The sequence below is a fragment of the Nostoc sp. genome (assembly GCF_036917655.1).
In the GTDB taxonomy this organism is placed as follows: Bacteria; Cyanobacteriota; Cyanobacteriia; order Cyanobacteriales; family Nostocaceae; genus Nostoc.
The window spans coordinates 84,405-106,039 of sequence record NZ_JBALCY010000057.1 but is presented as its reverse complement, the minus strand read 5'-3'; the positions used below and the strand labels follow the sequence as shown (position 1 = coordinate 106,039).

Below are 21,635 nucleotides of genomic sequence, written 5' to 3'. Positions count from 1 at the left end.
AATTATTTAACTTATAATCTCAGCTTACAACATACCCTTACTCGCTATTCTCTACTTCCCTGATTGATTCGCAACTGCAAACACCTGCTCCACGATCAATTCCCAATCGGGTACTACATCTGATGCAATCCGAACCGTACCCTTCAACACTGTATCCTCATCCTGTCCCTCCACCCACTTACAAACGGTGATTTGTTTTAACTCCGGATCAACAATCCAGTATTCGGTAATGCCTCTAGCTGCGTATTCCGTGCGTTTATAACGGTAATCGCGGCTGCGGTTCTCAGTTCCGGGACTGACGATTTCAACCACCAGCGCTGATAGAGGCATATCGCGGGTAATCAGATTGCGGGGACTCCCAATCAAAGCCGTTTTCGACTCTTCTGTATGCACCACCAGATCCGGTAGCCGACAGGTTGCTCGCCGCCCACTAACTTCAACTTCAATGTCCTTGTAAGCCAGCAAGGCGATAGGAAAATGCTTTGCCAACTCGAACAGCAGAAATTTGGCAATATCACAGTTTTCCTGGCTCTCAGTTGGCATTTCTACTAGCTCCCCATCCACTAATTCATAGCGGGTATCAGTGTAATCGTCATAAGCTAGAAATTCCTCAAAAGTCAGGAGTTTTGTGGGATGCTGAGTTTGAGTCATGGCAATTTCTCTAACTAGGTGATAAGTACGTCAACACTAGAAAATATCAAACCGATAGCAAGAACTCAGAAGACAAGAAAGAATAAAGTTTTTCTCTTGACTCCTGACTTCCCTGAATATTACAGCTATTTTCAGGTAAATAGACGACGCGGTAGGGGCGCAAGGCCTTGCGCCCCTACGACAGATGTGGTTCAAATAGATGAAAACTGCTGTAAGCATCTTACGTTTAAGTATGTCCATATTTAACTACAGGGTGATTGGAGACTTTAATTTAACTTTTGTAATAATTAGGAAAATAAACCCTCAATTGCTATTAACTTATGACTCCAGATGAGATTGAAGCAGCTATGCTTGCAGCCTTTAATGATTGTGATGTAGCAAGCTGTCCTCTCACTGACACGCAGAAACAGATATTACTGCAAGTGGTCGAGCAAATTCAGGGAAATTCTACCTCTGGGGCGTCAAGTATTGTTAATCCCTTAGACGAACTTACCCCAGAGGAGTTAGAAGCATTTTTAGAGTTTGTTAAGGATGAAGAACAACGCAACCGCACTTGGAAAGTGCAATTACTTAACGACTGGCTGCTAGGAAATGACTCTGGAACAGTACAATTTATTCGGCAACGTTATGGTTTACAGTGGCTGAATCGTGTTGAGTCATATCATTTTGATAAGTATTCTTATTTTGAGGATGCACTAAAGCTGAGAGTAGGCGATCGCATTGAAGTTTCCAATGCACTATGGGAATGGGTGCAACAAGATGGCCCTTGTAAGCGCGAATGGTTTCCTTGTATGGTGATCAAAGTCGAGGAAATTAGCGATGTCTACGACGGGCTACGCCTACGCGATGATTCTTCTACTAATTGCATCGTCCGCTTCTTCAACGGCGCTGAGTATGAAATTCAAGGCATCTACGAATGGAATCGCTACAATTGGCGCTGGCCTCAGAAGTAGTGGGGAGTGGGGAGTGGGGAGTGGGGAGTGGGGAGTGGGGAGTGGGAAGTGGGGAGTGGGGAGTGCTGAGTGAGTAGTAAATCTCATTGAGTCTTTGAAACTCGTTCATCCACCTTTGATACTCATTCATCCACCTCGGAACTCCGTTAATGAGTCTTTGATACTCGTGAATGAGTCTTTATGCTCTGACTGCTGCCATACTTTAATAAAATTATTGCCTGAACAACGCCCAAGCCAAAAACCTCTCGGTATAATACAACGCTAATTGATTGCTCACACCATTGAAAACGGCATCAAAAGCGTGTTCTGCCCAAGGAATTTCTAGAAAAACCGCAGTATTACCAGAGTCATGTAAATGTTCATACATCTGTCTGCCAAATCGCGCTTCTACCAAATTGTCACGACTGCCGTAAATTAATAAAGTTGGCGGTAAAGGGTGCGTCAGATAATTTATCGGTGAAGCAATTTCATACTGATTAGGTAATTCTTCTAAAGAACCACCGAGAAATGCTTTTAAAACAGCGCGGGTGTTGATAGGGTCAGGATTTGGCGGTGTTTTATATCCTTCAGTTAAATTAACAGGCCCGTAATAGTTCACCACAGCCCGAATGGGTGGTGCATCTGGTTCATAAGCCGCTAGCATTGCTAGGTGCGCCCCCGCAGAACGTCCTAAAAGTACCATGCGTTCAGCATCGGCTTCATATTCAGCTGCATGTTTGCGAATAAAATTTAGGGCTGTACGCACGTCATCTAACTGAGATGGAAACCGATATTTAGGTGCGTGTCGATAGTCGATCGCAAATACTGTATATCCATGATTAGCAATATATTGATTAAACTCAGAATTGGCATGAGGATTGCCATATTGCCAAGCTCCACCATAAATTACTACCACTGCTGGATATTTCCCTACCTCTGAGGGTTGGTAAACTTCCATTTTTAAAGGCACTCCCGCAGGAGAAGCAAAAACAATATCTTTTTGATGACGCGTTTTGCCTAATGCAATACCCCCGAAAAAATTAATTAAGTCAAAGGGATGGGTTTGCATCTTAGCCCTGACTTGGACTGGAATTTGCTCTAGATAATTTGCTCCCAATCCTTGTTTCATCGCTTTAGTCATCTGTATTTGAGTTAGTGGGATATTCACTAGTACCCATCCACAAATTAGAAATCCTATCAAACTGAAAATATAAGCTAAACGCTGTAGTTGACGGCGACGGATGTAGAACAAAGAAAGTAATAAAGAGAGCAAGTTTAATAACAATAACCAAGGGCTGACTTCTGGCGCTCCCACTGCTAGGGTGAGTAAAAACATATTTGGAGCCGGAAGAATAATCCAAGAACTAAGAAATAGACTTGCAAAACTGAGTAATAATACAAGCCATAATAAAAGTATTTTGGGTTTAGCAAACATAAATTAAAGTGCGGTAAAAACGACTCCAAAGAAGTACAATCTATCCGCCAATGCTAAGGTTGGCAATAGTTACAGCTATTTTCAGGTAAATAGACGATGCTGTAGTGTCAATTTAACGTTAAATCGGCGGTTAGAAACCGCGTCTACACAGGCAAAACCCACCTCCGTGGGTTATAAAAGCTTGATGTTCTGCTGCCTTCACGCAATCTTCAATTACTTTTCAGTACCTTTACAGCGATCGCATTCTGCCTTGAAAGACTCTGCTCTGGTGCTGGTTCCCATTTCACTTTTTCTTAGTCCGCGGAGGCGGACTTTGTTTGTGGTAGCTGCGAATTCTAAGCTGTTACGTATACAACTTGCATTATCAGGGCGGGCAGGATGCCCACCCCACAATCATCTTGAAAAAATATTAGTGCAAATTAAAGGCGCAACAGCTTATTCGCCCTGGCTCTAAGTTGACACTACGCTTACGCATTTCAAAAAGCCATTAATAAAGCCATCTAGCTCAGGGTAATTATTTTTCCATCAACCTAAACCCAGATGCTTTCTCAATGCTTGGCGCATCACTTCTACAGGTACAGTTTCCTGCTGTAACCAAATTTTTAAGGCTGCTACTCCTTGTTGAACTAGCATTTCTAATCCATCGATCGCAATTGCACCTTGTTTTTCTGCTTGCTGTAGAAATTGCGTCGGTTTCGGAATATATATTAAATCGTAGGCGATCGCACATGTTGATAAATTCGCTATTTCCTTTCCACTCAAAGGCGACTCATCAACCTGGGGATACATACCTATGGGGGTTGTGTTTACCAACAGATTAGCTTGGGGAATTAGCTTTGAAACTTCCTCCCATTGATGAACCTGTAAATTTTCACTTATGGGTGAATTGCTCCAACTCTTGCCAAATTCTTGTAATCTCTGCACATTCCGCCCAGCAACGTGAATTTTGGCAAAACCTAGTTGGTGACAACCTGCTACAACTGCCCTGGCTGCGCCACCATTACCTAAAATTACCGCTACCTTCTGACTCCAATCCTGTTTATACGTTGTCTGCAAAGGAGCGATAAATCCTTCTATATCTGTGTTTGTCCCCACCCATTGATTATTTTGGCGACTAACAGTATTCACTGCGCCAATAGTTTGAGCCAGGGGTGTAATTTCTGAGAGTAGGGGTATGATTGCCTGTTTATGAGGTATTGTCACACTAAAACCGACAACACCAATAGCTGCGAAACCTGCGATCGCTATCTCTAGATTCTGTGGTTCGATAGGAAAAGGGAGATAAACGTAATCTAATCCCAAATGTGCGATCGCTGCATTATGCATCACTGGCGATAGCGAATGTTCCACCGGATGTCCAATGACTCCTAGTAGTCTAGTTTTGCCTGTAATCAATTTGTCATTTGTCATTTGTCATTTGTTATTGGTTATTTCTCCCCCTGCTCCCCCGCTTCCCCTACTCCCCCACTCCTCTGACTAGCCTACAATTATTAAAAGCTACTTAACATTTCTTTTGATTATGCAGGCAACTACAGCCCCCTCTACAACCCCAACTCCTGGTAAATATTGGCAGTGGCGAGGGCACAACGTTTACTATGTGTGTGCGGGAGAAAAACAATCTCAACGTCCGCCCTTGCTTTTGGTACATGGATTTGGTGCTTCCACAGACCACTGGCGCAAGAATATCACAGGATTGTGTCAAGATTTTGAAGTATTTGCGATCGATCTTTTGGGATTTGGGCGATCGGCAAAACCAAAATTGCAGTATAGTGGCGACTTGTGGCGCGACCAACTCCATGATTTTATCAGTGAAGTAATTGGTAAAAAAGCAGTATTAGCGGGTAATTCCCTTGGTGGCTACGCTGGCTTGTGTGTTGCAGCACAGCGTCCCGACAGTGCTGCTGGTTTAGTTTTGCTCAATAGCGCTGGGCCTTTTAGCGAAAGCCAGCCTACATCTGAGCCTGAAGCTTTACAATCAGAAATTCAGCCACCTAAACAAACCTCTTCTTTACAGAAAGTACTAGGTGACTCAGTTAAGTGGATTTTTCAACAACCTTTAGCTCAATCTCTGTTATTTCAATATGTGCGACAACGTTGGGTGATCCGCCAAACTCTAGAAAAAGTTTATCTTGACAAGAGTGCAATTACAGACCAATTAGTAGAAGAAATTTATCGCCCTGCTTACGATCCTGGTGCGTTGGATGTATTTGTGTCAGTCTTTAGCACTCCTCAAGGGGAAAAAGTTGACGTGTTACTAAAGCAATTAACTTGTCCTCTGTTGATGTTGTGGGGAGAAGCTGATCCTTGGATGAATGCTAAAGAACGTTCCCAAAAATTTCGTCAATATTATCCCGAACTCACAGAACATTTCTTAACAGCCGGTCATTGTCCTCATGATGAAGTACCCGATAGAGTAAACCAACTTTTAGCCGATTGGGTTTTGTCTATTCCCAAGTGATATAGGCTTTTTATTTGATTCGCTTTCGACTGACCTAGAATGCTGGCATTGGCAAGTTTGTCTTTGATATTCGACTATTTCAATGGAGCGTTCTACTATAGCAGTTCTGGTTTGGATGCAACACATGGCAGGGGCACAGCAATGCTCATAGGTGTCAACTTAACGTAAAAACCAGTTTAGACAAAGCTTTGATAGATTCCCTCGTTCCCAGTCTCCGACTGGGAATGCCGTTCTAGAGGCTCCGCCTCCCTTGCTGGCGGCAGAGCCGCCAAGAGCAGCATTTCCAGCCAGAGGCTGGAAATGAGGTTTTAAAAGGGTTTGTGCTTAAGTTGACACCAATGAGCAATGCTGTGCCCCTACGAGTGGTCTGTATTCCATGCAATTGAGAACCGCTATAGTTGTACTACAAGTTGTGTTTACCCTCCCACTGGGGAATAAGCAGTTTATAACAATCCTTCCAATTCAGCGAATTTACGCAAACGTGGCAGACACTGGCGCTGATAAAAACTGCTTAATGTCGGAATTGACAGCCCAAATTCCTCAGATAATTCTCTCCAGCTAACTTCCGGGGGTAGGCGTCTGAGAATTAAAACCTGACAATTTACATCTGGACGCCCTTTAATGTAAGTACCGCACAGTTCTCCTTGAGAATCTGTCTTAACCCACATCTCCAAGTCTTCCAGAATGGGAGGTGTTTGGGGGGTAGCTGGGAGGTTATCTACAGGATCAATGGTTTCACCTGTTCCACCCGATGTAGACTGACGAACCCGAAGAGGGACTGTTGTGGCTTGTTCCCGGTTCTGGTGAATGTAAAAGTCTTGTAGTCTCCGTTTTAGGTAAGCATTCAGCCAGGTGATGACACTGCCATAGGTGGGGTCATAGATTTGACCTGTCAAACCTTCACAAACATTGCGGCAGAAATACAACCAAGTTTGTTGTAGTGCATCTTGATAGTAGGGAGTACTTTCCCTCCAGAGTCTACTTGCTGTCAAGCGAATAATTTGCGTGAGCAGCTTCTGACGCTGAGGGCTTCCAGGTGTGTGTCCACAGGCTTCGGTAACTAAGCGGCGTAGCTGTTCATCGAATTGAACCATGACAATCTTGGCGAAGAAAGCAAGAATATCTTAGTATTGCCTATAACAACGCCCTAAAAAATACCTTTCGTCAAGATGCTGTATCTTTTTTCAAAGGGATTGGGCATTGGGTATTAAGAAGATTCTGATTTTTCCCCAGTGCCCAGTCCCCAATTCCCTCAATATAATCCCAGCCAGGAAAATAAATTTTCCCACCAGGAATATCTCAGATTACCTACACTCAGCTTCATTTTGTTGCGAATGTCTTGAATATTCCAGTTGGTTAGTTTAGCTAGAGTTTGCGCCTCTTGTTCAAAACGCTTGGGCAAAGACCGCTTATATTCTCTACCCGCCTGACACTTGAGTTCCCCTTGGAACGGATGTTGCAAAACATAACGCCCTTGGAAAGATTCACTATTAGCAGTTTGTTGGAAAATCAGGTCTTCAGGAAATTTGTCGCGGGTGTAGCGAACATGCAATCGGGAGATGAAAACGCTACTACTAGGAGAAGAACGACGAAAGCCGGGGCTTGCTGGCATATTACTTTCAGAATTATCATCTAGCCAAAATACGCCTGCTTGCTTCAGTTCTTCTGGGGTTAGCGGATCGGCAGAACAAGGATCGCAACTACCCATGTCCCAAGCGTATTCCAAAAAACCAACTTTCCTGTCTTCTTTGGTGTAGGCAGTTTGAAACATGGATTTGTAGAATTCACCAAATTCCTCTTTGACAAACAAGGGAATGTTTGCGTCGGAGGGGATTTTCACTGTCCGGTAGTTAGTGATTTCTGCCTGTCCTTGGGGCGAGAGGATGTAGACAATCAAATCCTGCTCTGTCGTAGCATTGATCATGCCCAAACGAATTGGCAGCATGAATTTGGGTGACTGGTAGGAAATTTGTAGCGGACGGAGGAACTGATAGCCAGATTTCTCAAATTTATCCAAGTTGACTTTGGCAACAAAGAATTTCATTGAGGAGCGGATGTAGGGCTGAAGTAACTGTTTTGCTCCTCTGGGGATTTTGTAGCCATTGCGTCTGAGCCAAGTTTCCAGTCCGCCAGATTCTTTAGCGCTGAGGATCAAAATGTCGTATTCGCCGACGTTGAAACGCGCTTCGACTGTCACACCTAAACTGCGATCGCTTGTCTTTTGAGCTTCCTCATTGACTGCGCCTGCTCTAGATGCCGGAGCTGGTCGATCTAGCGAATCACTTACAGCACATGGATCTGAGTCAAAATATTCTACCAATCGCGGCGCACTAAAAGCATCTAGGCGCTGGATAATCTTCGGTTCGGTAACATGAACTTGCTCTTTTTGTAACACCGTTGGCACAGGTATTACTATTGCAAAATCTTTGACCTCGCCTTGAAAGTCGTTTGCCATTGTCATAACAGTGCGATCGTCTTGTCGCGCGATCACCACTTGAGAAGCTTTGTTATACAGTTTTGTATCAGCTTTCGCTACATAAAATCCACAAAATGCCCAAGCTGCGGGTGCAAACCACAAAACAGCTACAATTGCCAACAATAATGGCGTTAAAAGTCGAAAAAATCTCATTTTATACCTCTACTTTTTTAGTGCTGAGTTAGGAGACGCGATTAATCGCGTCTGTACAAGAGTTAGGAGACGCGATGAATCGCGTCTGTACAAGAGTTAGGAGTAGAGACGCGATTAATCGCGTCTGTTAGGAGTTGTCCCTCATCTCCTCTTTGCCAAGCAAACCTTGGGGCTAACCAGAGAACATCTAACAGAATGGTCAATGGCGCAAGGGCAAACAGCGCCCAGAAAACTGCGGTGGAAACAAAAAAATAATTCCGCAGAATAAAAGTTAATCCGGCGATGCACATTGCCCAAACTACACGCCCAATTCGGGAGTTGGGGATTGATCGCGGATCTGTAATCATAAATAGGGCGAACAGCAGTAAAGACCCGCTCATCAATCGGTGCCAGTAAACATCCCAAGTCCAACCCAGCCAGAGATTACGAATCGCTTCTAGCAAGGAGTAGGAACCCAAAAAAGCTGCTGTGGTGTCCCAGCGACCAACGCGCTGCAAAATCATGCCACCAGTGCCGGCAAATAATAGCCCATACCACCACTCTTCACCCCATTGTCCCGGCGAAACCCAAGCATCGGGGGTCAGAATCAAGGCAGATATGATGCCAAAATTGGCGGGATTGAAGAAATGCTTATCACCGACTTGAAAGATAAATTTGCTGGCGATCGCAATTGCTGCGGCTATTGCCATTGTCGTCCAGTGATCAGCCCGTAACAGCAGGCTCAGTCCTAGTGAGGTAATTAAAGCACTCCGAAGACTCGTTACTTGTTCTTTCCCTGTTACCCATGACAATATCCATTGGGTTGCTAGACTGGTGGCGATCGCTACCCCAATTAACTCAGGTCGCAGCGTCCAGTCTCGTGTACCGATTCCCAAGACTAGGAACAAGCCCAGAAATAGAATTTGATAATCTCGTATATCTTTGAGCAACATTACCCTTTCATTCAGGGATTCCCCGTAGATTTGTCATCAATCTAGACGAGTGCTAACTCAAATAATGTTACTGTTACAGATTTTGTTACAAAATAGAGCAGTAAATCTAAAAACCCGTAAGGATATAGTCAGAGATAGAAATGTATTTCGCAAGCAACATCTACAAAAAGTTGTCAGCAGCAGATAAACGCAAATGCAGCTAGCTCCCCTGTTCCCAATTTTATACCGCATTCTCCAGCCGAGTTTTCCCAACTGCCTTTGGGCTGGAAATCGCGATTCTAAAGCGATCGCTCTGACTTTTGATGATGGGCCCCATCCTCAATACACACCCGAAGTCTTGGCAATATTAGATCGTTACAATATTACAGCTAGTTTTTTTTGGTTGGGTGTTTGCGTCAATCGTTCACCAGCCATTGCTAAAGCTGTTTGCGATCGCGGCCACTGGATCGGATTGCATGGCTACGATCATCGTTCTTTTCCGATGCTTTCCCCAAATGACCTAAAGGACAGTTTAGAAAAAACCCAAGTTGCCATCTCCAATGCCTGCAATCTGCAACCAGAACAAGTGCGAGATGTCCGCCCCCCCAATGGTTTATTTACACCTGCGACTTTAAAATTATTTTTCCAGTGGAATTACCGCCCAGTTATGTGGAGCGTTGTACCAGAAGACTGGGTGCGACCAGGTGTCACCACCGTGGTAAAGCGAGTTATGCAGCAAGTCAAAAATGGTTCGCTGATTGTCTTACATGATGGTGCTTGCGGTGGAGAAGATGTTGCTGCCACAATTCAAATCCTGATTCCGCAACTGCTACAACAAGGCTATGAGTTTGTGACTGTTGATACTCTATGGCAGGAAAGTAAAGACTAACTAAAGTATTAGTCTGATTAGCGATCGCATCAAAATAATTCAAAACCGATTTTGTATAATTTGGCAAATGTTTATCTGCGATTACGACATTGCAGTGGATAGCGCTTACCCCGCCATGTCGTCCAACCATCTGCGATTTTAGTCCGAGTGTTGTATCTGAGATACCAGTTATCTTGTTCTGCACCTAAATAACGAATACCTAAATCCTGTCTTTGTGTGCTGGAAAAACGTTTTCCTAGAGGAACCCACGCACTACCATTATCACTAAACCGCCCGACGAGACGGACACCAGAAGTAGTAGAGCAAACATCACCGTTACAACTAGTTTGTGGATCATCGACTACTTTCCACTGCATTTTCGCTGGTCTACCGTCAATATTACAATCCCAGAGACCAAAGAACCACTCACCAGCAATTTGACTGGCTTTAGCATGACTAGATGCTAGTACCAAACTTGCAGGAACAATCGCCAAGCCCAAAAGCCATTTTGTGATGTTTTTCATCAATACCTTAAGCTAATCTATAGTTTCTATTCACTTATACTTTCTATTCACTTATAGATATCAGCATTACTGTTTATGCAGATAATAAAAGTGTAAAGATTTAATATTTTTTTGCACATAGACTGCGACACCTTCCTGCTGCGTTTATTGTTTAATATGACCGCAGAATGGCATGAAGATTTTCGTACATTTTCTGGGAGTATCAGCCACAAAAGGCTGATATCCCATTAACTGATGCCAGTTTCTAGAGTTGATGTGCGGCGAGAAAAGCTTCGACTTCAGCAGCAGTAGGTTGAGAAGCGATCGCACCTGCTTTAATGGTAGTCAGCGCTCCAACAGCACTGGCGTATGTGACAATACGTTTTGCTGTTTCTGCATCCCGCAAGCTGTGGATGCCGTGCTGACTCAGTTGGTGGATGAATCCTGCCAAAAAGCTATCCCCTGCACCAGTTGTATCAACTACGGGGATGGAAAAGGAAGGTAATTTGCCTTCATTCTCACCCAGACAGTAGGTGCAACCGTTTTCCCCATCTGTTACTAGTACTCCCTCAATTGAAGCCAGACGGTAAGTTATGGCTCCGGGATCTGTGGTTTCAAATAGCCATTCAGCTTCTTCTTTGGAGAGTTTGAGGAAATCGACTCGCTTAAATAATTCTGGAATTTTTTGATGAGCGATGTTTGGCTCGTCCCAAAATACAGGACGCCAGTTGACATCTAGCACAATCTTCAGGTCGTAATGTTCTGCTAACTCTAGGGCGCGGTGAATTGCCTCTTCACTTTCAGGATAAGCTAATTCCAAAGTACCCAAAACCAGAAAATCTGCCTCCTGAAACAGCGAATTTGGCAATTGTTTAGCTTGCAGGTGAGTATCGGCAAATTCTGCGGTGTCATACCGACCAAATCCGGCGAAGGTGCGATCGCCAGCCAGATCCCGTGTAACATAAACTTGCCGCGTTGGTGCTGTGGGATGGCGTTGTACCCCCTTCGTCTCTACACCTACATCTTGTAATAGCTTGACCAGTGCATTCCCTGGTTCATCTTCGCCAACGGCTCCGATAAAGCCGGCTGATGTCCCCAGCTTGACTAAAGCACAGGCTACGTTAGCTGGTGCCCCTCCTGGGTAGGGAGTCCAGGATTTCACTTCTTCCAGCTTTAGCCCTAATTGATCGGCTAAACAATCAAACAAAATTTCACCGAGGCACAAAACACGGGGATTGCTCATCTCATTTTCAATTTTAGATTTCGATTTTGAATTAGGAATTTACAGTATAAAATCTACAATAATTTTTGCTAATCTGTCGCCAGTCCTTCATAGAATTAAATAGCAATTTTAACTACTCCCATAACATGTATATACTTCTAATCCTCTCCATGATTATCTCAGTGAATAGACTTAATATTTTTAAAAATATGTTTTATTATATACTAAGAGTTTTCATAGTTTATATTTATGCCAACTTTAAATCCAAAGAAAATATTGACAATGGTATTACTGCTAACACTTGAAACCCCTACCAACAAAAGAATCTTCTAGAATTAGAAAGAGCGATTAAGTACATATACCAAGCGAGGATAGAAATAGTCATGGCTGGTGGCAAGTCTGAGACCCCCGTTAGTCTGTCAGACAGAGAACTGCAAATTATCGACTTAGTGGCCACTGGCTTAACTAACCAAGAGATTGCAGGAAAACTGGAGATTAGCAAGCGTACAGTTGATAACCATATCAGTAATATTCTCACCAAGACTGAGACAGAAAATCGAGTAGCTCTTGTCCGCTGGGCTTTACAGTGGGGCAAAGTCTGTTTGAATGATGTCAATTGTTGTCTTTTGCCTAACCAGATCGAATAAACAATTTACTAGTAGCAACGTAATTGCTCTGGTCTGGTATACTGACAAGCCAATCTTGAGGTTTACTGATTGTTCCCCTTCTCACGCCTAAGTTTTCAGTGTGAACACTCTACCAAAAGTTCCGAGTCCTTCACTCAGCCGGAGTTTATGTTAGTGGAGCCAGCTGACCCTCGGACTCGGAAACTATAACTCGTATCACAATTCCTTTTCAAATTCAGCAGAACAGATTTAGGACTTACGCATCAGCAACGAAAAATTAAGGGTTTGGGCAGGGCATTATTAAGAAGCAGGGGGCAGAGGAGCAGGGGAGCAAGAATTTTAGATTTTGGATTTTAGATTGAAATTTAATCCAAAATTTAAAATCCAAAATCCAAAATTGAATTGCCCAATGCCCAAACTCAACAATCATCCACAAAAATTAGCAACAATTCACTGGTGCAAGCGTTACATTTGAAAGAAATCTATGTTGCTCCATCGGCTTGGAGAGCAGTGTTCCAATGAATACTTCTGCTTCTTTTCAGGGTGACTCGTCTCCCTTTAAATTTTTTAACTTTGAGTTTACGACACCTGTATCTGAGAAAGTTCCGACCCCAGAATACCGACCCTTAGACTTTCCGCAACCCACACAAGATGCCGATTTACTCAGGCAGCTATCGTTTATTCCAGGGTTGAAAGAAATTTTGATGCTGCGGCAGGTTCACGCCTTAGAACACGCTACTGTTTGGGTTCTTAGCGAATCAAAAAGCGCCTATCCTGCCAGAAGAAAACCCACTAACGTTCAATTAGATAACGAACTATTAGGTGGTTTGTCTACTGAGCAGGGATTCTACCTCTATGGTGAGGTGAATATTAGTGATTTGCGGCGTGCGGTCACACTTGCTCGACATCGCCTCACCAGTGGAGAATGGGATTTGGCTGTACATCCTCGTTGCGGCACAAATTTATCAGTAGCAATGCTCTTAACAGCTGGACTAGCTGTGGGTGTGCATCTGTTGCTACCATTTCGACCAATCGAGCAACTTATAGGTTTGGGGTTAGCGGCAACGACAGCCGCTGAACTCGCACCTGATTTAGGTTCTCTGGCACAGCGTTACCTAACAACTGCCATTCCTTTTAACCTAGCAATTGAAAATATTACCCGTACACGTGACGTTTGGGGACGTGAGGCACATTTTGTTAAAGTGGGCTGGCAAGAATGAAGGGAGCAGGGGAGCAGGGGAGAAGTTGTAGTAAGTCTTTCCCCAATGCCCAATGCCCAATGTCCAATGCCCAATACCCTAACAAAATTATGAGAAAACTTTACTTCTTACTCCCCGGTACAGATGGCAAATTTGCCTGTGGTGGTCTTTGGGCTGAGTTAAAAGCACTTAATCTGGTTCAGCAGTTCTGTAGTGCTGATGTTGTAACTTACCGTCAACGCGAAAAAGGTAAGCTTTTTATTGATGATTTGCTAAAAGAGAAAAATTTAAGTGATGTAATTTTTGTCATCAGTTGGGGATTTGATGTAGCTCAACTCGTGGCTAAACTTAAGGAATACAATGTCGTTTACCATGCCCATAGTGCAGGCTATCCATTCAGGCTAAAAGCGAGTATTCCGATCATCACTGTCAGCCGCTATACAATGGGATATTGGGGAGAAAAATCACCCAATTCTCTCATTTATTATTTGCCCAATCAAATTTCTGATGAGTTTCAAAATTTAGGTCTTGAACGGGATATTGATGTTTTAGTTCAGGCTCGAAAGTCTTCTGAATATTTAATTAAAGAATTAATTCCAGCGTTGCAAAAACGTTCTAAAGTATTGGTTGTTGATTCCTATGTAGAGGATTTACCTGGACTATTCAACCGAGCTAAGGTTTACCTCTATGATTCGGCTGAGTACTGGGCACAACAGGGTGTTAGTGAAGGATTCGGTCTGCAACCAATGGAAGCTCTTGCCTGTGGCTGTCAAGTATTTTCTAGTGTCAACGGTGGACTGGCAGATTACTTAGATCCGGGGTTTAATTGCTATAAAATTGCTGGATATTCACAAGAATATGATGTTCAACGGATTATGAAGGTACTTAATTCTTCAGTAGCAGTTAGCTTGTCGGAAGAGTTTTTAGTTGAGCATCGGACTGAAAATATTATTAAGCGTTTTCAAGTTATTATAGATGATTTAAATGATTTTTTTGACCACAAAATCCAGCAGCCGTCTAATATTAAGAGTTTGACGAGAACACGTATGGTAAAGTTATTTGCACAAAGGATATACGGTAAGCTGAGGAAGAAATACTTTAAGTAATAGAAACGAACCGCTCCAGGCGCTGAGAACACAGAGAGAAGAGAGGAAATTGAATGAGTCGGCGGTTATTAGTTACTGGGGGTGCGGGGTTTATTGGGGCGAATTTTGTGCATCACTGGTGTCAGGTTTATCCCGATGATCGAGTGGTGGTGTTGGATGCTCTTACCTATGCAGGGAATCGTCTGAATTTGGCGCTGGTTCAGGGAAGAGAGAATTTTCGGTTTGTGCAGGGGGATATTTGCGATCGCACCATTATAGATCAGTTACTAGCAACGGAAAATATTGATACCATCGCCCATTTTGCCGCTGAATCTCATGTTGATCGTTCGATTTTGGGGCCAGCTGCTTTTGTGCAAACTAATGTGATGGGAACTTTCACGCTACTAGAAGCTTTTCGGCAACATTGGGAGACAAAAGCACAGCCATCTGACTATCGTTTTCTGCACGTTTCTACTGATGAAGTCTACGGTAGTCTTGACGCAGATGATCCAGCTTTTTCTGAAACTACACCCTACGCTCCCAATAGTCCCTATTCAGCTTCAAAAGCTGGCAGTGATCATTTAGTCCGTGCTTATTATCATACTTACAAACTTCCAACTATTATCACAAATTGCTCTAATAATTATGGCCCTTATCAGTTTCCCGAAAAACTAATTCCCCTGATGTGTATCAATACTTTGATAGGCAAACCATTACCTGTTTATGGTGATGGTAAAAATGTGCGGGATTGGCTTTATGTAGGCGATCATTGTCTTGCCCTGGATGTGGTCATTAATCATGGTCAACCAGGAGAAACATACAATATTGGTGGCAACAATGAGGTGGAAAATATTAACCTCGTCCAACTTTTGTGTCAGATGATGGATGAATTAGCACCTGATTTACCAGTATATCCGGCAAAGCAGTTGATTACTTTTGTTAAGGATAGACAGGGACATGATCGGAGATATGCAATTAATGCGAATAAAATTAAAACTCAGCTTGGTTGGACGCCTTCAGTAACGATTGCTGAGGGTTTACGTTTAACTGTTGAATGGTATCTCAATCATCGTGATTGGTGGGAACCTCTGCTGTCTGCGGAATATCAAGCTTACTATCGCAAAAATTATCTGTAAAATGATCTAAAATGGGGCTAATTCTAACGAGTAACGGCCTCAAATTTTTATGAGGAACTAATTTGTTATAATGTAAGCGACCAATAATTATGCCTGGATGTCTATTTTGATTTTGAGCAAATTCTTCAATCGCTTTCCGAGAGAAAGCTTTTTTACTAGTAATTGATTAACGGGCATTATGGATGGACTTTGTGCGATCGCAGAGCTTTTTGGTCTACTAAAAATGTTGAATTAAAATTTTGGCATAAAAATTTTAATTCAACATTTGAGACAGTGCCGCTTGCTTTTTTCAAAGCCAGTGCCTTACACAGTCGTATTAGATATTGGGCATGATGACCTCTTAGCTACTGGGGATAACATAACGTTTTTTGGTAAACCACTAGATGAACTTGATACTTTGCTTCAAGGTTTGTCCAAAACTCTGGAGAAGTACCCAAGGAAGGCTTGGGAGAGTTCGATAGCTGTTTCAGGTGTAATTTGCTTGCTTCCCAGAATAATTTCATTGATAGTTTGAACTGGACGCCCCATAATCTCTGCTAAATCTTTCTGTGTCCAGCCACGGGCTTCTATTTCTCGACTTAAAATTTTTCCTGCTGTTGGTATTCTTGCTGGTACTAGCTTCTGGCTCATATTTTTGTCTCCCCTACTGCGTGTACACGGGCGACAACGCGTAAGGATGCTAACAACGCGCCGGAATCGTTGTCTTTTGAATATTCCTGAAAAATCTCGGTTAAATAATCGTCGATTTCTTCCGGGTGCTTGCGGAAATACTCTTTTTCAAATTCATCGAGTGTTCTAAATTTTCTCACGGCTTAGGTACTCCTTTTTCAATAAATAATCTAGCTCACACAGTTTCTCTAGATAATGACTATCCTTGAATAGTAAGGGAATCAGATCAACGTAAATTGCCAGCAGGTGTCAGATGCTGCAAGCAGAACAGATATTACAAGACCGTTATCAAATTCAACGCCAACTTGGTAACAATGGAATTCGTCAAACTTGGCTAGCAAAGGATTTACAAGCCTCTGATGGCGAAAATTCGACCGTTGTGGTCAAACTTTTGGCCTTTGGCGGTACTGTACAGTGGGATGACTTGAAACTTTTTGAGAGGGAAGCACAAATTCTTAAACAGCTAAATCATCCCCGCATCCCCCGATATATAGATTATTTTTGTATCGACGATCGCACACTCTGGTTTGGCTTAATCCAAGAATATATTCCTGGTGACTCGCTCAAGGAAAAACTTGCTGTTGGCAAAAGGTTTACTGAAAAGCGAGCTAGAAAAATTGCTGTTGAGGTTTTAAATATTCTCACGTATCTACATGAATTGAATCCAGGGGTATTGCATAGAGATATTAAACCGAGTAATTTAATCTGGGGCGAAGATAATCGGATTTATTTAGTCGATTTTGGCGCAGTTCAGGATAAAGCGGCAAGAGAGGGCGTTACTTTTACCGTTGTTGGTACTTATGGTTATGCCCCAATGGAGCAATTTGGTGGTCGAGCGGTTGCGGCTTCAGACCTCTATGCACTGGGAGCGACTTTAATTCATTTGCTCACTGGGACTTCCCCTTCTGATTTACCTCAGCAGGATTTGCGACTGCAATTTACTGACCGAGTTAACCTCAGTCCCAGTTTTGTCAGTTGGCTACAAAAGTTGATAGAACCTGCTCCAGAACAAAGATTTAGTAGTGCTAGCCAAGCGCTGAATGTTCTCAAATCTGGTCTGGCTGTCAAATCTCTAAACAGGAATCAACTTTTACCGCTAAAAGAAATAATCAACAATTCTGGATGCGGGATAAATAATCACAATGAAACAGTCCCAGAGGAAATTCTTGGTTGGAACTGGGGCGCGTTTCTGATGCCTTGGTTGTGGATGTGGCCGAATCAAACTTGGTATGGACTATTCTGTTTTATACCTCAAGTTGGGTGTTTGATGGCGATCGCTCTTGGTGCTAAAGGCAATGAATGGGCTTGGAAAAGTCGGCCGTGGCGCAGTATTGAACAATTCAAAGCCCATCAAAGAGGCTGGGCGATCGCTGGTATTCTAATTGGAGCGCCGATTAGTATTATGTTGTGGGTTCGAGCGATCGCTTTGCTCAAAGCTGTAATGTAGTCAACTTAGTAAAATCGGCGGTTAGAAACCGCGTTGTCTCGTTCCCAGTCTCTGACTGGGAATGCCTATTGTGAGGGCTGCCGCCTCCCTTACTCGCGGCAGAGCCGCAATTGAAGAGCATTTCCAGCCAAAGGCTGGAAACGAGGTTTTAAAAGGGTTTTGATTTTAGATTGACACAATTACACATCTGTGAACTACTAGTGCATTTTTATCCACTCACTTGCGATTCAACTACACCTACAGGACAAGATACGTTTGTCCCTCCTAAACCACAATACCCATTAGGATTTTTAGCCAGGTATTGCTGATGGTAAGCTTCTGCATAGTAGAATTCCGGCGCATCCAAGATTTCTGTGGTAATCTTGCCATAACCTGCACCATTGAGAGCTTGCTGATAAGCTGACCGCGATGCTTCTGCTAGCTGCTTTTGACTTTCAGAATATACATAAATTCCCGAACGGTATTGAGTGCCAGCATCATTACCTTGGCGCATCCCTTGGGTAGGATTGTGGCTTTCCCAAAAAACTTTGAGCAGTTCAGAATAACTAATTACTTTGGGATCAAATACAACCAATACCACTTCATTGTGACCGGTTCGCCCACTACATACCTCTTCATAGGTGGGGTTGGGTGTGAATCCAGCAGCGTAACCGACTGCGGTGGTGTAAACTCCTTTAAGTTGCCAGAATTTGCGTTCTGCACCCCAAAAACAGCCCAAGCCAAAAATTGCCTTCTCTAATCCATCGGGATAAGGAGCTTTTAAGGGATTCTTGTTGACATAATGAGCGGCTGGTACTGACATAGACTGTGCCCTTCCTGACAAAGCTTCTTCAGGCGTGGGTATAACTTGCTTTTTGCCGAATCCGAATAGTGCCATTGATTTTGACTCTGATATATATCTTTACCTTATTTACTATTCTAAAGATTCTAGCGATCGCTTGGGGTTTTCTCAGAATCCTCGCTGGATTATGTTGATGCTTACAGATGCATCTGAGTGTTTGTTTCACTAGTTAATGCTATTCATCAAGGGGAAATTGGCATCAGAAGATAGTCATGGATAAAATACCGAAAATTGATCGTCAAAGGGAGCATCAAGCGAACGAACGGACTTTTCTGGCTTGGCTACGCACTTCTATTGCATTGATTAGCTTTGGTTTTGCGATCGCACGATTTGGTATATTTCTGCGCCAGTTGAATATTGCTATTACTCAACAAGAACCTCCAGTAAATCCATTATCCAACTCGGAAAATTTGGGTTTGGCTTTGGTAATTTGTGGAATTTTGACTGTTGCCTTAGCTGCGTGGCGATACAACGAAGTTTTCTGGCAAATTGAACGAGCAGATTATACACCAAATAGGTTAATGGTTTGGATAATGACCGGAGTAGTAATTATTTTGGGACTTCTCAGTATTCCTTTGCTCTTAAGGCGTGATAAAGTCCCTTCTCATTCTCCTATTCCAATTCAACCACAGTCCCGAAATTTGCAAAGATTAACCCCAAACGCCAATGTTAATAAGGGGACAATTACTACTCAATACAAACAAATATTTTACAACAAGATCCCTGACTTCTTAAAGAAGTCGGGGATCTAAGCCTTACTTAGCACTAGCCTCAGAAATAACCGTTACACAGGCATTCACCAAAGGTAACAACGGCCCTAATTGCTCTTGTCCATTCACGGCTAAATCGCTGTGACACAAATAAACTCTTTCGGATACACGAGATAGTAAATCTGTCAATATCCTTCGCAGTCTTTGTTCTTCTGCCAATTTCTCATCTTCTGCTGTCCAAGGTTCGCCTAATCTGTCTCGCAGAAAAAACGGCGCACCAAACAAAGTAGCTGCACCACCTTTAGCCCATAGAGGTGAACCAGCATCTAGCCAAAAATGCCAACGGTGCGATCGCCTACTAGATCGATATTGAAATATAGTTGCTAAGGTGACGGCCTTTCTCGCTCCACCGATGGAGCGCACAGGGTAAGGGTTGGCGGTAATCGTACCACGTCGCAGTAGTTGAATGAATTCGATAATAGTTGTGTAAGGCGTTGTCTCAAGTGGGGCAATTTGTCGTAACCTGGTGTCAATTTCCCAGTAGTGTTGGGCGGTTTCTAATAATTCCCGCAATGCTGCTAGTTGTTCGTACGGGAGATTGCTACCATTCCACAAAAAACGCACAATTGCTCTGTCTAAGAGGGAAATTGGACTGGGAATTAACCGCAATTCTTGTTGCGATCGCTGCTGTTCTAACCACTCTAATATCTCACTATAGGCTGTAGTCGCTGCATAGCCGATTCTATCCCAGCGCTCGAAGGTTGACACTGGTAGCAAGTTGGGGCGATCGGGATGGGGTACAAAGCAGTAATCTGCAAGCAAACCAGCGCGTACCGGATCAATATCGGTAGAGACGCGATTAATCGCGTCTGTAGAGTTTTCTGGTAGTTGTTGTTTCCTGCTCAATACAACTAGCATTTCTGCCACCGCATCCCGATCTACGAGGCGTCCCAAGCCGGGATAAACTAGTGCCAGCATGGTGAGTAATGCGCGAATGACGGGTGAACTAACTAAGGGACGTTGGTCATTCAGCGATTGTACTTGGATGTTTTGTTTGACGAGGATTTCTACTAGAGTATAACGAGCGATCGCATCTAAACCTGGTGCAATAATCGCCACTTGTTCTGGTTGCACTTGCCGTGATTGGATGGCATTAGCAATTACCTCGGCTGTTTGTCGCAATAGTTGGGCGCGGGAGGTGGTTTGAATTGAATGCACAATCTCAGGTAAACTCAACAGCACCATCGGTTCTGTGACTAATTCCACCATTTGTTTAGCGAGTTGTTCACCAAGAGACTCAGGAGGCGGCCCGGTTAAGATTTCTACCCGACAACGCTCTGCTAGCCCTTCTAGGTAGTTGGGATCTGCTCCCAATCCTAATCGCACCGCACCGTCGGGATTGTAGCTAAATGCGCCGACTGCACCTTGATCTAATAGCAACTCAAACAGAAGACGCGCTACGCTAGGATAATCATCTACATCATCCGCCAGTACCGCCTGATAGCGTTTAGTTAGGTGCTGCTGGTAATTGCGATCGCTTAACAAATATTGACTATAAAGTTCAGTAATAATCCCATAAGTTAGTAACCCCCTCTCTAAACACCAGTTACGCCAATCTAGGAGCAAAGAGGCCAAAAATTCCGGCTCTAAAGTTGTAGGATTTTCCCCCAGACCCCTTGTCAAAATCTGGGCAATATCTTCGCAATGTACACCACTGTAAGCTGCTAATTGCAACAAGTCTAAAATGCGACGCACTAAGCGAGATTCATTCACTCCCGCAATCCGTAAAATTTCTTCGTCTAATTGGGGACGCCAGAGTTTGGTTGCTAACTCTTGTTCGGTTTCTGGCCGCAATCTTACCGGAAACTGTGCTTTCAGGTTCAACGAATTAATTAGCAACGGCCAAAATAAAATAACTTCATCCTGGAAAAAACCTAGCGGCGTCTTGGCACGAACCGGATATTTTCCCAAGGTAGATGTAACAATTATATCTCCCAATTCTCGACGATTATCATCATTGGCAGCTAAGACTAAAACTCCTGGCTCTGTTTGTTTAAGATATAAAAATTCGGGTATGCGTTCGCCTTTTTTACGTCCCTGCTTTTTAGTATAAAATGATTCAGTATACTGCTTTTCCGGTTGTACCCAACTACAAAATTGCTCTACCAAGCGAGCCGTCTTACCACTGCGGCTAGTGCCAACAATCCAAACCGAATGAGAAACCACAAACTTTCTCCTTGTAGATTTGCTAGTATACTTCGTGCGTTAACTTAAGGTTAAGAATCACCAAATAATGCTGGATGATTGTCTCTA

General features: G+C 43.3%; 20 protein-coding genes and 1 pseudogene. 9 read left to right on the top strand and 12 right to left on the bottom strand.

Annotated features, from left to right (window positions below; genetic code table 11):
* Nucleotides 1-51 precede the first annotated feature (51 nt).
* A complete protein-coding gene (locus tag V7K30_RS19420) occupies nucleotides 52-651 on the bottom strand; it encodes a Uma2 family endonuclease (RefSeq protein ID WP_335002007.1) in 600 nt (199 codons plus the stop codon).
* Nucleotides 652-971: 320 nt separating this feature from the next.
* Here V7K30_RS19420 and V7K30_RS19415 point away from each other — a divergent pair, with 320 nt between their 5' ends.
* The gene (locus V7K30_RS19415) at nucleotides 972-1,604 is read left to right on the top strand and encodes a hypothetical protein (RefSeq protein ID WP_335002005.1); all 633 of its coding nucleotides are present in this window, start codon (nucleotides 972-974) and stop codon (nucleotides 1,602-1,604) included.
* 211 nt (nucleotides 1,605-1,815) lie between these two features.
* On the opposite strand, the gene V7K30_RS19410 is transcribed toward V7K30_RS19415, so the two are convergent.
* Both V7K30_RS19410 and V7K30_RS19405 read right to left on the bottom strand, forming a co-directional pair.
* Nucleotides 1,816-3,018 carry an alpha/beta hydrolase gene (locus V7K30_RS19410; RefSeq protein WP_335002003.1) on the bottom strand — a complete coding sequence of 401 codons (1,203 nt, stop codon included), beginning with the start codon at nucleotides 3,016-3,018 and terminating at the stop codon, nucleotides 1,816-1,818.
* Between the two features lie 525 nt (nucleotides 3,019-3,543).
* On the bottom strand, nucleotides 3,544-4,428 hold the full coding sequence (locus V7K30_RS19405) for a shikimate dehydrogenase (RefSeq protein WP_335002001.1): 885 nt from the start codon (nucleotides 4,426-4,428) through the stop codon (nucleotides 3,544-3,546).
* A gap of 109 nt (nucleotides 4,429-4,537) precedes the next feature.
* On the opposite strand from V7K30_RS19405, the gene V7K30_RS19400 reads away from it, so the two are divergent.
* The gene (locus V7K30_RS19400) at nucleotides 4,538-5,476 is read left to right on the top strand and encodes an alpha/beta fold hydrolase (RefSeq protein ID WP_335001999.1); all 939 of its coding nucleotides are present in this window, start codon (nucleotides 4,538-4,540) and stop codon (nucleotides 5,474-5,476) included.
* Between the two features lie 443 nt (nucleotides 5,477-5,919).
* On the opposite strand, the gene V7K30_RS19395 is transcribed toward V7K30_RS19400, so the two are convergent.
* From V7K30_RS19395 to V7K30_RS19385, 3 genes are all read right to left on the bottom strand, one after another.
* Nucleotides 5,920-6,570 (bottom strand): sigma-70 family RNA polymerase sigma factor, encoded by a 651-nt coding sequence (locus tag V7K30_RS19395; protein ID WP_335001997.1) that lies wholly within the window; start codon nucleotides 6,568-6,570, stop codon nucleotides 5,920-5,922.
* Between the two features lie 158 nt (nucleotides 6,571-6,728).
* Nucleotides 6,729-8,105 (bottom strand): DUF2330 domain-containing protein, encoded by a 1,377-nt coding sequence (locus tag V7K30_RS19390; RefSeq protein ID WP_335001995.1) that lies wholly within the window; start codon nucleotides 8,103-8,105, stop codon nucleotides 6,729-6,731.
* Nucleotides 8,106-8,167: 62 nt separating this feature from the next.
* Complete coding sequence (locus V7K30_RS19385) at nucleotides 8,168-9,037, bottom strand: RnfABCDGE type electron transport complex subunit D (protein WP_335001993.1); 870 nt, start codon at nucleotides 9,035-9,037, stop codon at nucleotides 8,168-8,170.
* 193 nt (nucleotides 9,038-9,230) lie between these two features.
* Between V7K30_RS19385 and V7K30_RS19380 the strand changes: the two genes are divergently transcribed.
* Nucleotides 9,231-9,905: a polysaccharide deacetylase family protein gene (locus V7K30_RS19380; RefSeq protein ID WP_335001991.1), complete on the top strand. Its 675-nt coding sequence runs from the start codon at nucleotides 9,231-9,233 to the stop codon at nucleotides 9,903-9,905.
* 71 nt (nucleotides 9,906-9,976) lie between these two features.
* On the opposite strand, the gene V7K30_RS19375 is transcribed toward V7K30_RS19380, so the two are convergent.
* Nucleotides 9,977-10,408 carry a DUF6006 family protein gene (locus V7K30_RS19375; protein ID WP_335001989.1) on the bottom strand — a complete coding sequence of 144 codons (432 nt, stop codon included), beginning with the start codon at nucleotides 10,406-10,408 and terminating at the stop codon, nucleotides 9,977-9,979.
* Nucleotides 10,409-10,652: 244 nt separating this feature from the next.
* On the bottom strand, nucleotides 10,653-11,630 hold the full coding sequence (locus V7K30_RS19370) for a carbohydrate kinase family protein (RefSeq protein WP_335001988.1): 978 nt from the start codon (nucleotides 11,628-11,630) through the stop codon (nucleotides 10,653-10,655).
* Nucleotides 11,631-11,992: 362 nt separating this feature from the next.
* On the opposite strand from V7K30_RS19370, the gene V7K30_RS19365 reads away from it, so the two are divergent.
* The 4 genes from V7K30_RS19365 (at nucleotide 11,993) to rfbB (ending at nucleotide 15,655) form a co-directional block, all read left to right on the top strand.
* The gene (locus V7K30_RS19365) at nucleotides 11,993-12,256 is read left to right on the top strand and encodes a helix-turn-helix domain-containing protein (protein WP_292764399.1); all 264 of its coding nucleotides are present in this window, start codon (nucleotides 11,993-11,995) and stop codon (nucleotides 12,254-12,256) included.
* Between the two features lie 497 nt (nucleotides 12,257-12,753).
* Nucleotides 12,754-13,455 (top strand): DUF6391 domain-containing protein, encoded by a 702-nt coding sequence (locus tag V7K30_RS19360; RefSeq protein WP_335001986.1) that lies wholly within the window; start codon nucleotides 12,754-12,756, stop codon nucleotides 13,453-13,455.
* 89 nt (nucleotides 13,456-13,544) lie between these two features.
* The gene (locus V7K30_RS19355) at nucleotides 13,545-14,540 is read left to right on the top strand and encodes a glycosyltransferase (RefSeq protein WP_335001984.1); all 996 of its coding nucleotides are present in this window, start codon (nucleotides 13,545-13,547) and stop codon (nucleotides 14,538-14,540) included.
* Nucleotides 14,541-14,593: 53 nt separating this feature from the next.
* Nucleotides 14,594-15,655 (top strand): dTDP-glucose 4,6-dehydratase, encoded by a 1,062-nt coding sequence (gene rfbB / locus V7K30_RS19350; protein WP_335001982.1) that lies wholly within the window; start codon nucleotides 14,594-14,596, stop codon nucleotides 15,653-15,655.
* Between the two features lie 402 nt (nucleotides 15,656-16,057).
* Here rfbB and V7K30_RS19345 read toward each other — a convergent pair whose 3' ends face one another.
* On the bottom strand, nucleotides 16,058-16,285 hold the full coding sequence (locus V7K30_RS19345) for a helix-turn-helix transcriptional regulator (RefSeq protein WP_335001981.1): 228 nt from the start codon (nucleotides 16,283-16,285) through the stop codon (nucleotides 16,058-16,060).
* Nucleotides 16,282-16,464 (bottom strand): hypothetical protein, encoded by a 183-nt coding sequence (locus V7K30_RS19340; RefSeq protein WP_335001979.1) that lies wholly within the window; start codon nucleotides 16,462-16,464, stop codon nucleotides 16,282-16,284. The genes V7K30_RS19345 and V7K30_RS19340 overlap by 4 nt, the downstream gene beginning before the upstream one ends.
* Nucleotides 16,465-16,577: 113 nt before the next feature.
* Here V7K30_RS19340 and V7K30_RS19335 point away from each other — a divergent pair, with 113 nt between their 5' ends.
* Nucleotides 16,578-17,771 (top strand): serine/threonine protein kinase, encoded by a 1,194-nt coding sequence (locus V7K30_RS19335; protein ID WP_335001977.1) that lies wholly within the window; start codon nucleotides 16,578-16,580, stop codon nucleotides 17,769-17,771.
* Nucleotides 17,772-17,979: 208 nt separating this feature from the next.
* On the opposite strand, the gene msrA is transcribed toward V7K30_RS19335, so the two are convergent.
* Nucleotides 17,980-18,648: a peptide-methionine (S)-S-oxide reductase MsrA gene (gene msrA / locus V7K30_RS19330; protein ID WP_335001975.1), complete on the bottom strand. Its 669-nt coding sequence runs from the start codon at nucleotides 18,646-18,648 to the stop codon at nucleotides 17,980-17,982.
* Between the two features lie 176 nt (nucleotides 18,649-18,824).
* On the opposite strand from msrA, the pseudogene V7K30_RS19325 reads away from it, so the two are divergent.
* Nucleotides 18,825-19,259, top strand: a pseudogene (locus tag V7K30_RS19325) (YidH family protein); the annotation flags it as partial.
* 108 nt (nucleotides 19,260-19,367) lie between these two features.
* Here the strand turns inward: V7K30_RS19325 and V7K30_RS19320 are convergent.
* Nucleotides 19,368-21,548 (bottom strand): recombinase family protein, encoded by a 2,181-nt coding sequence (locus V7K30_RS19320; protein ID WP_335001973.1) that lies wholly within the window; start codon nucleotides 21,546-21,548, stop codon nucleotides 19,368-19,370.
* Nucleotides 21,549-21,635 lie beyond the last annotated feature (87 nt).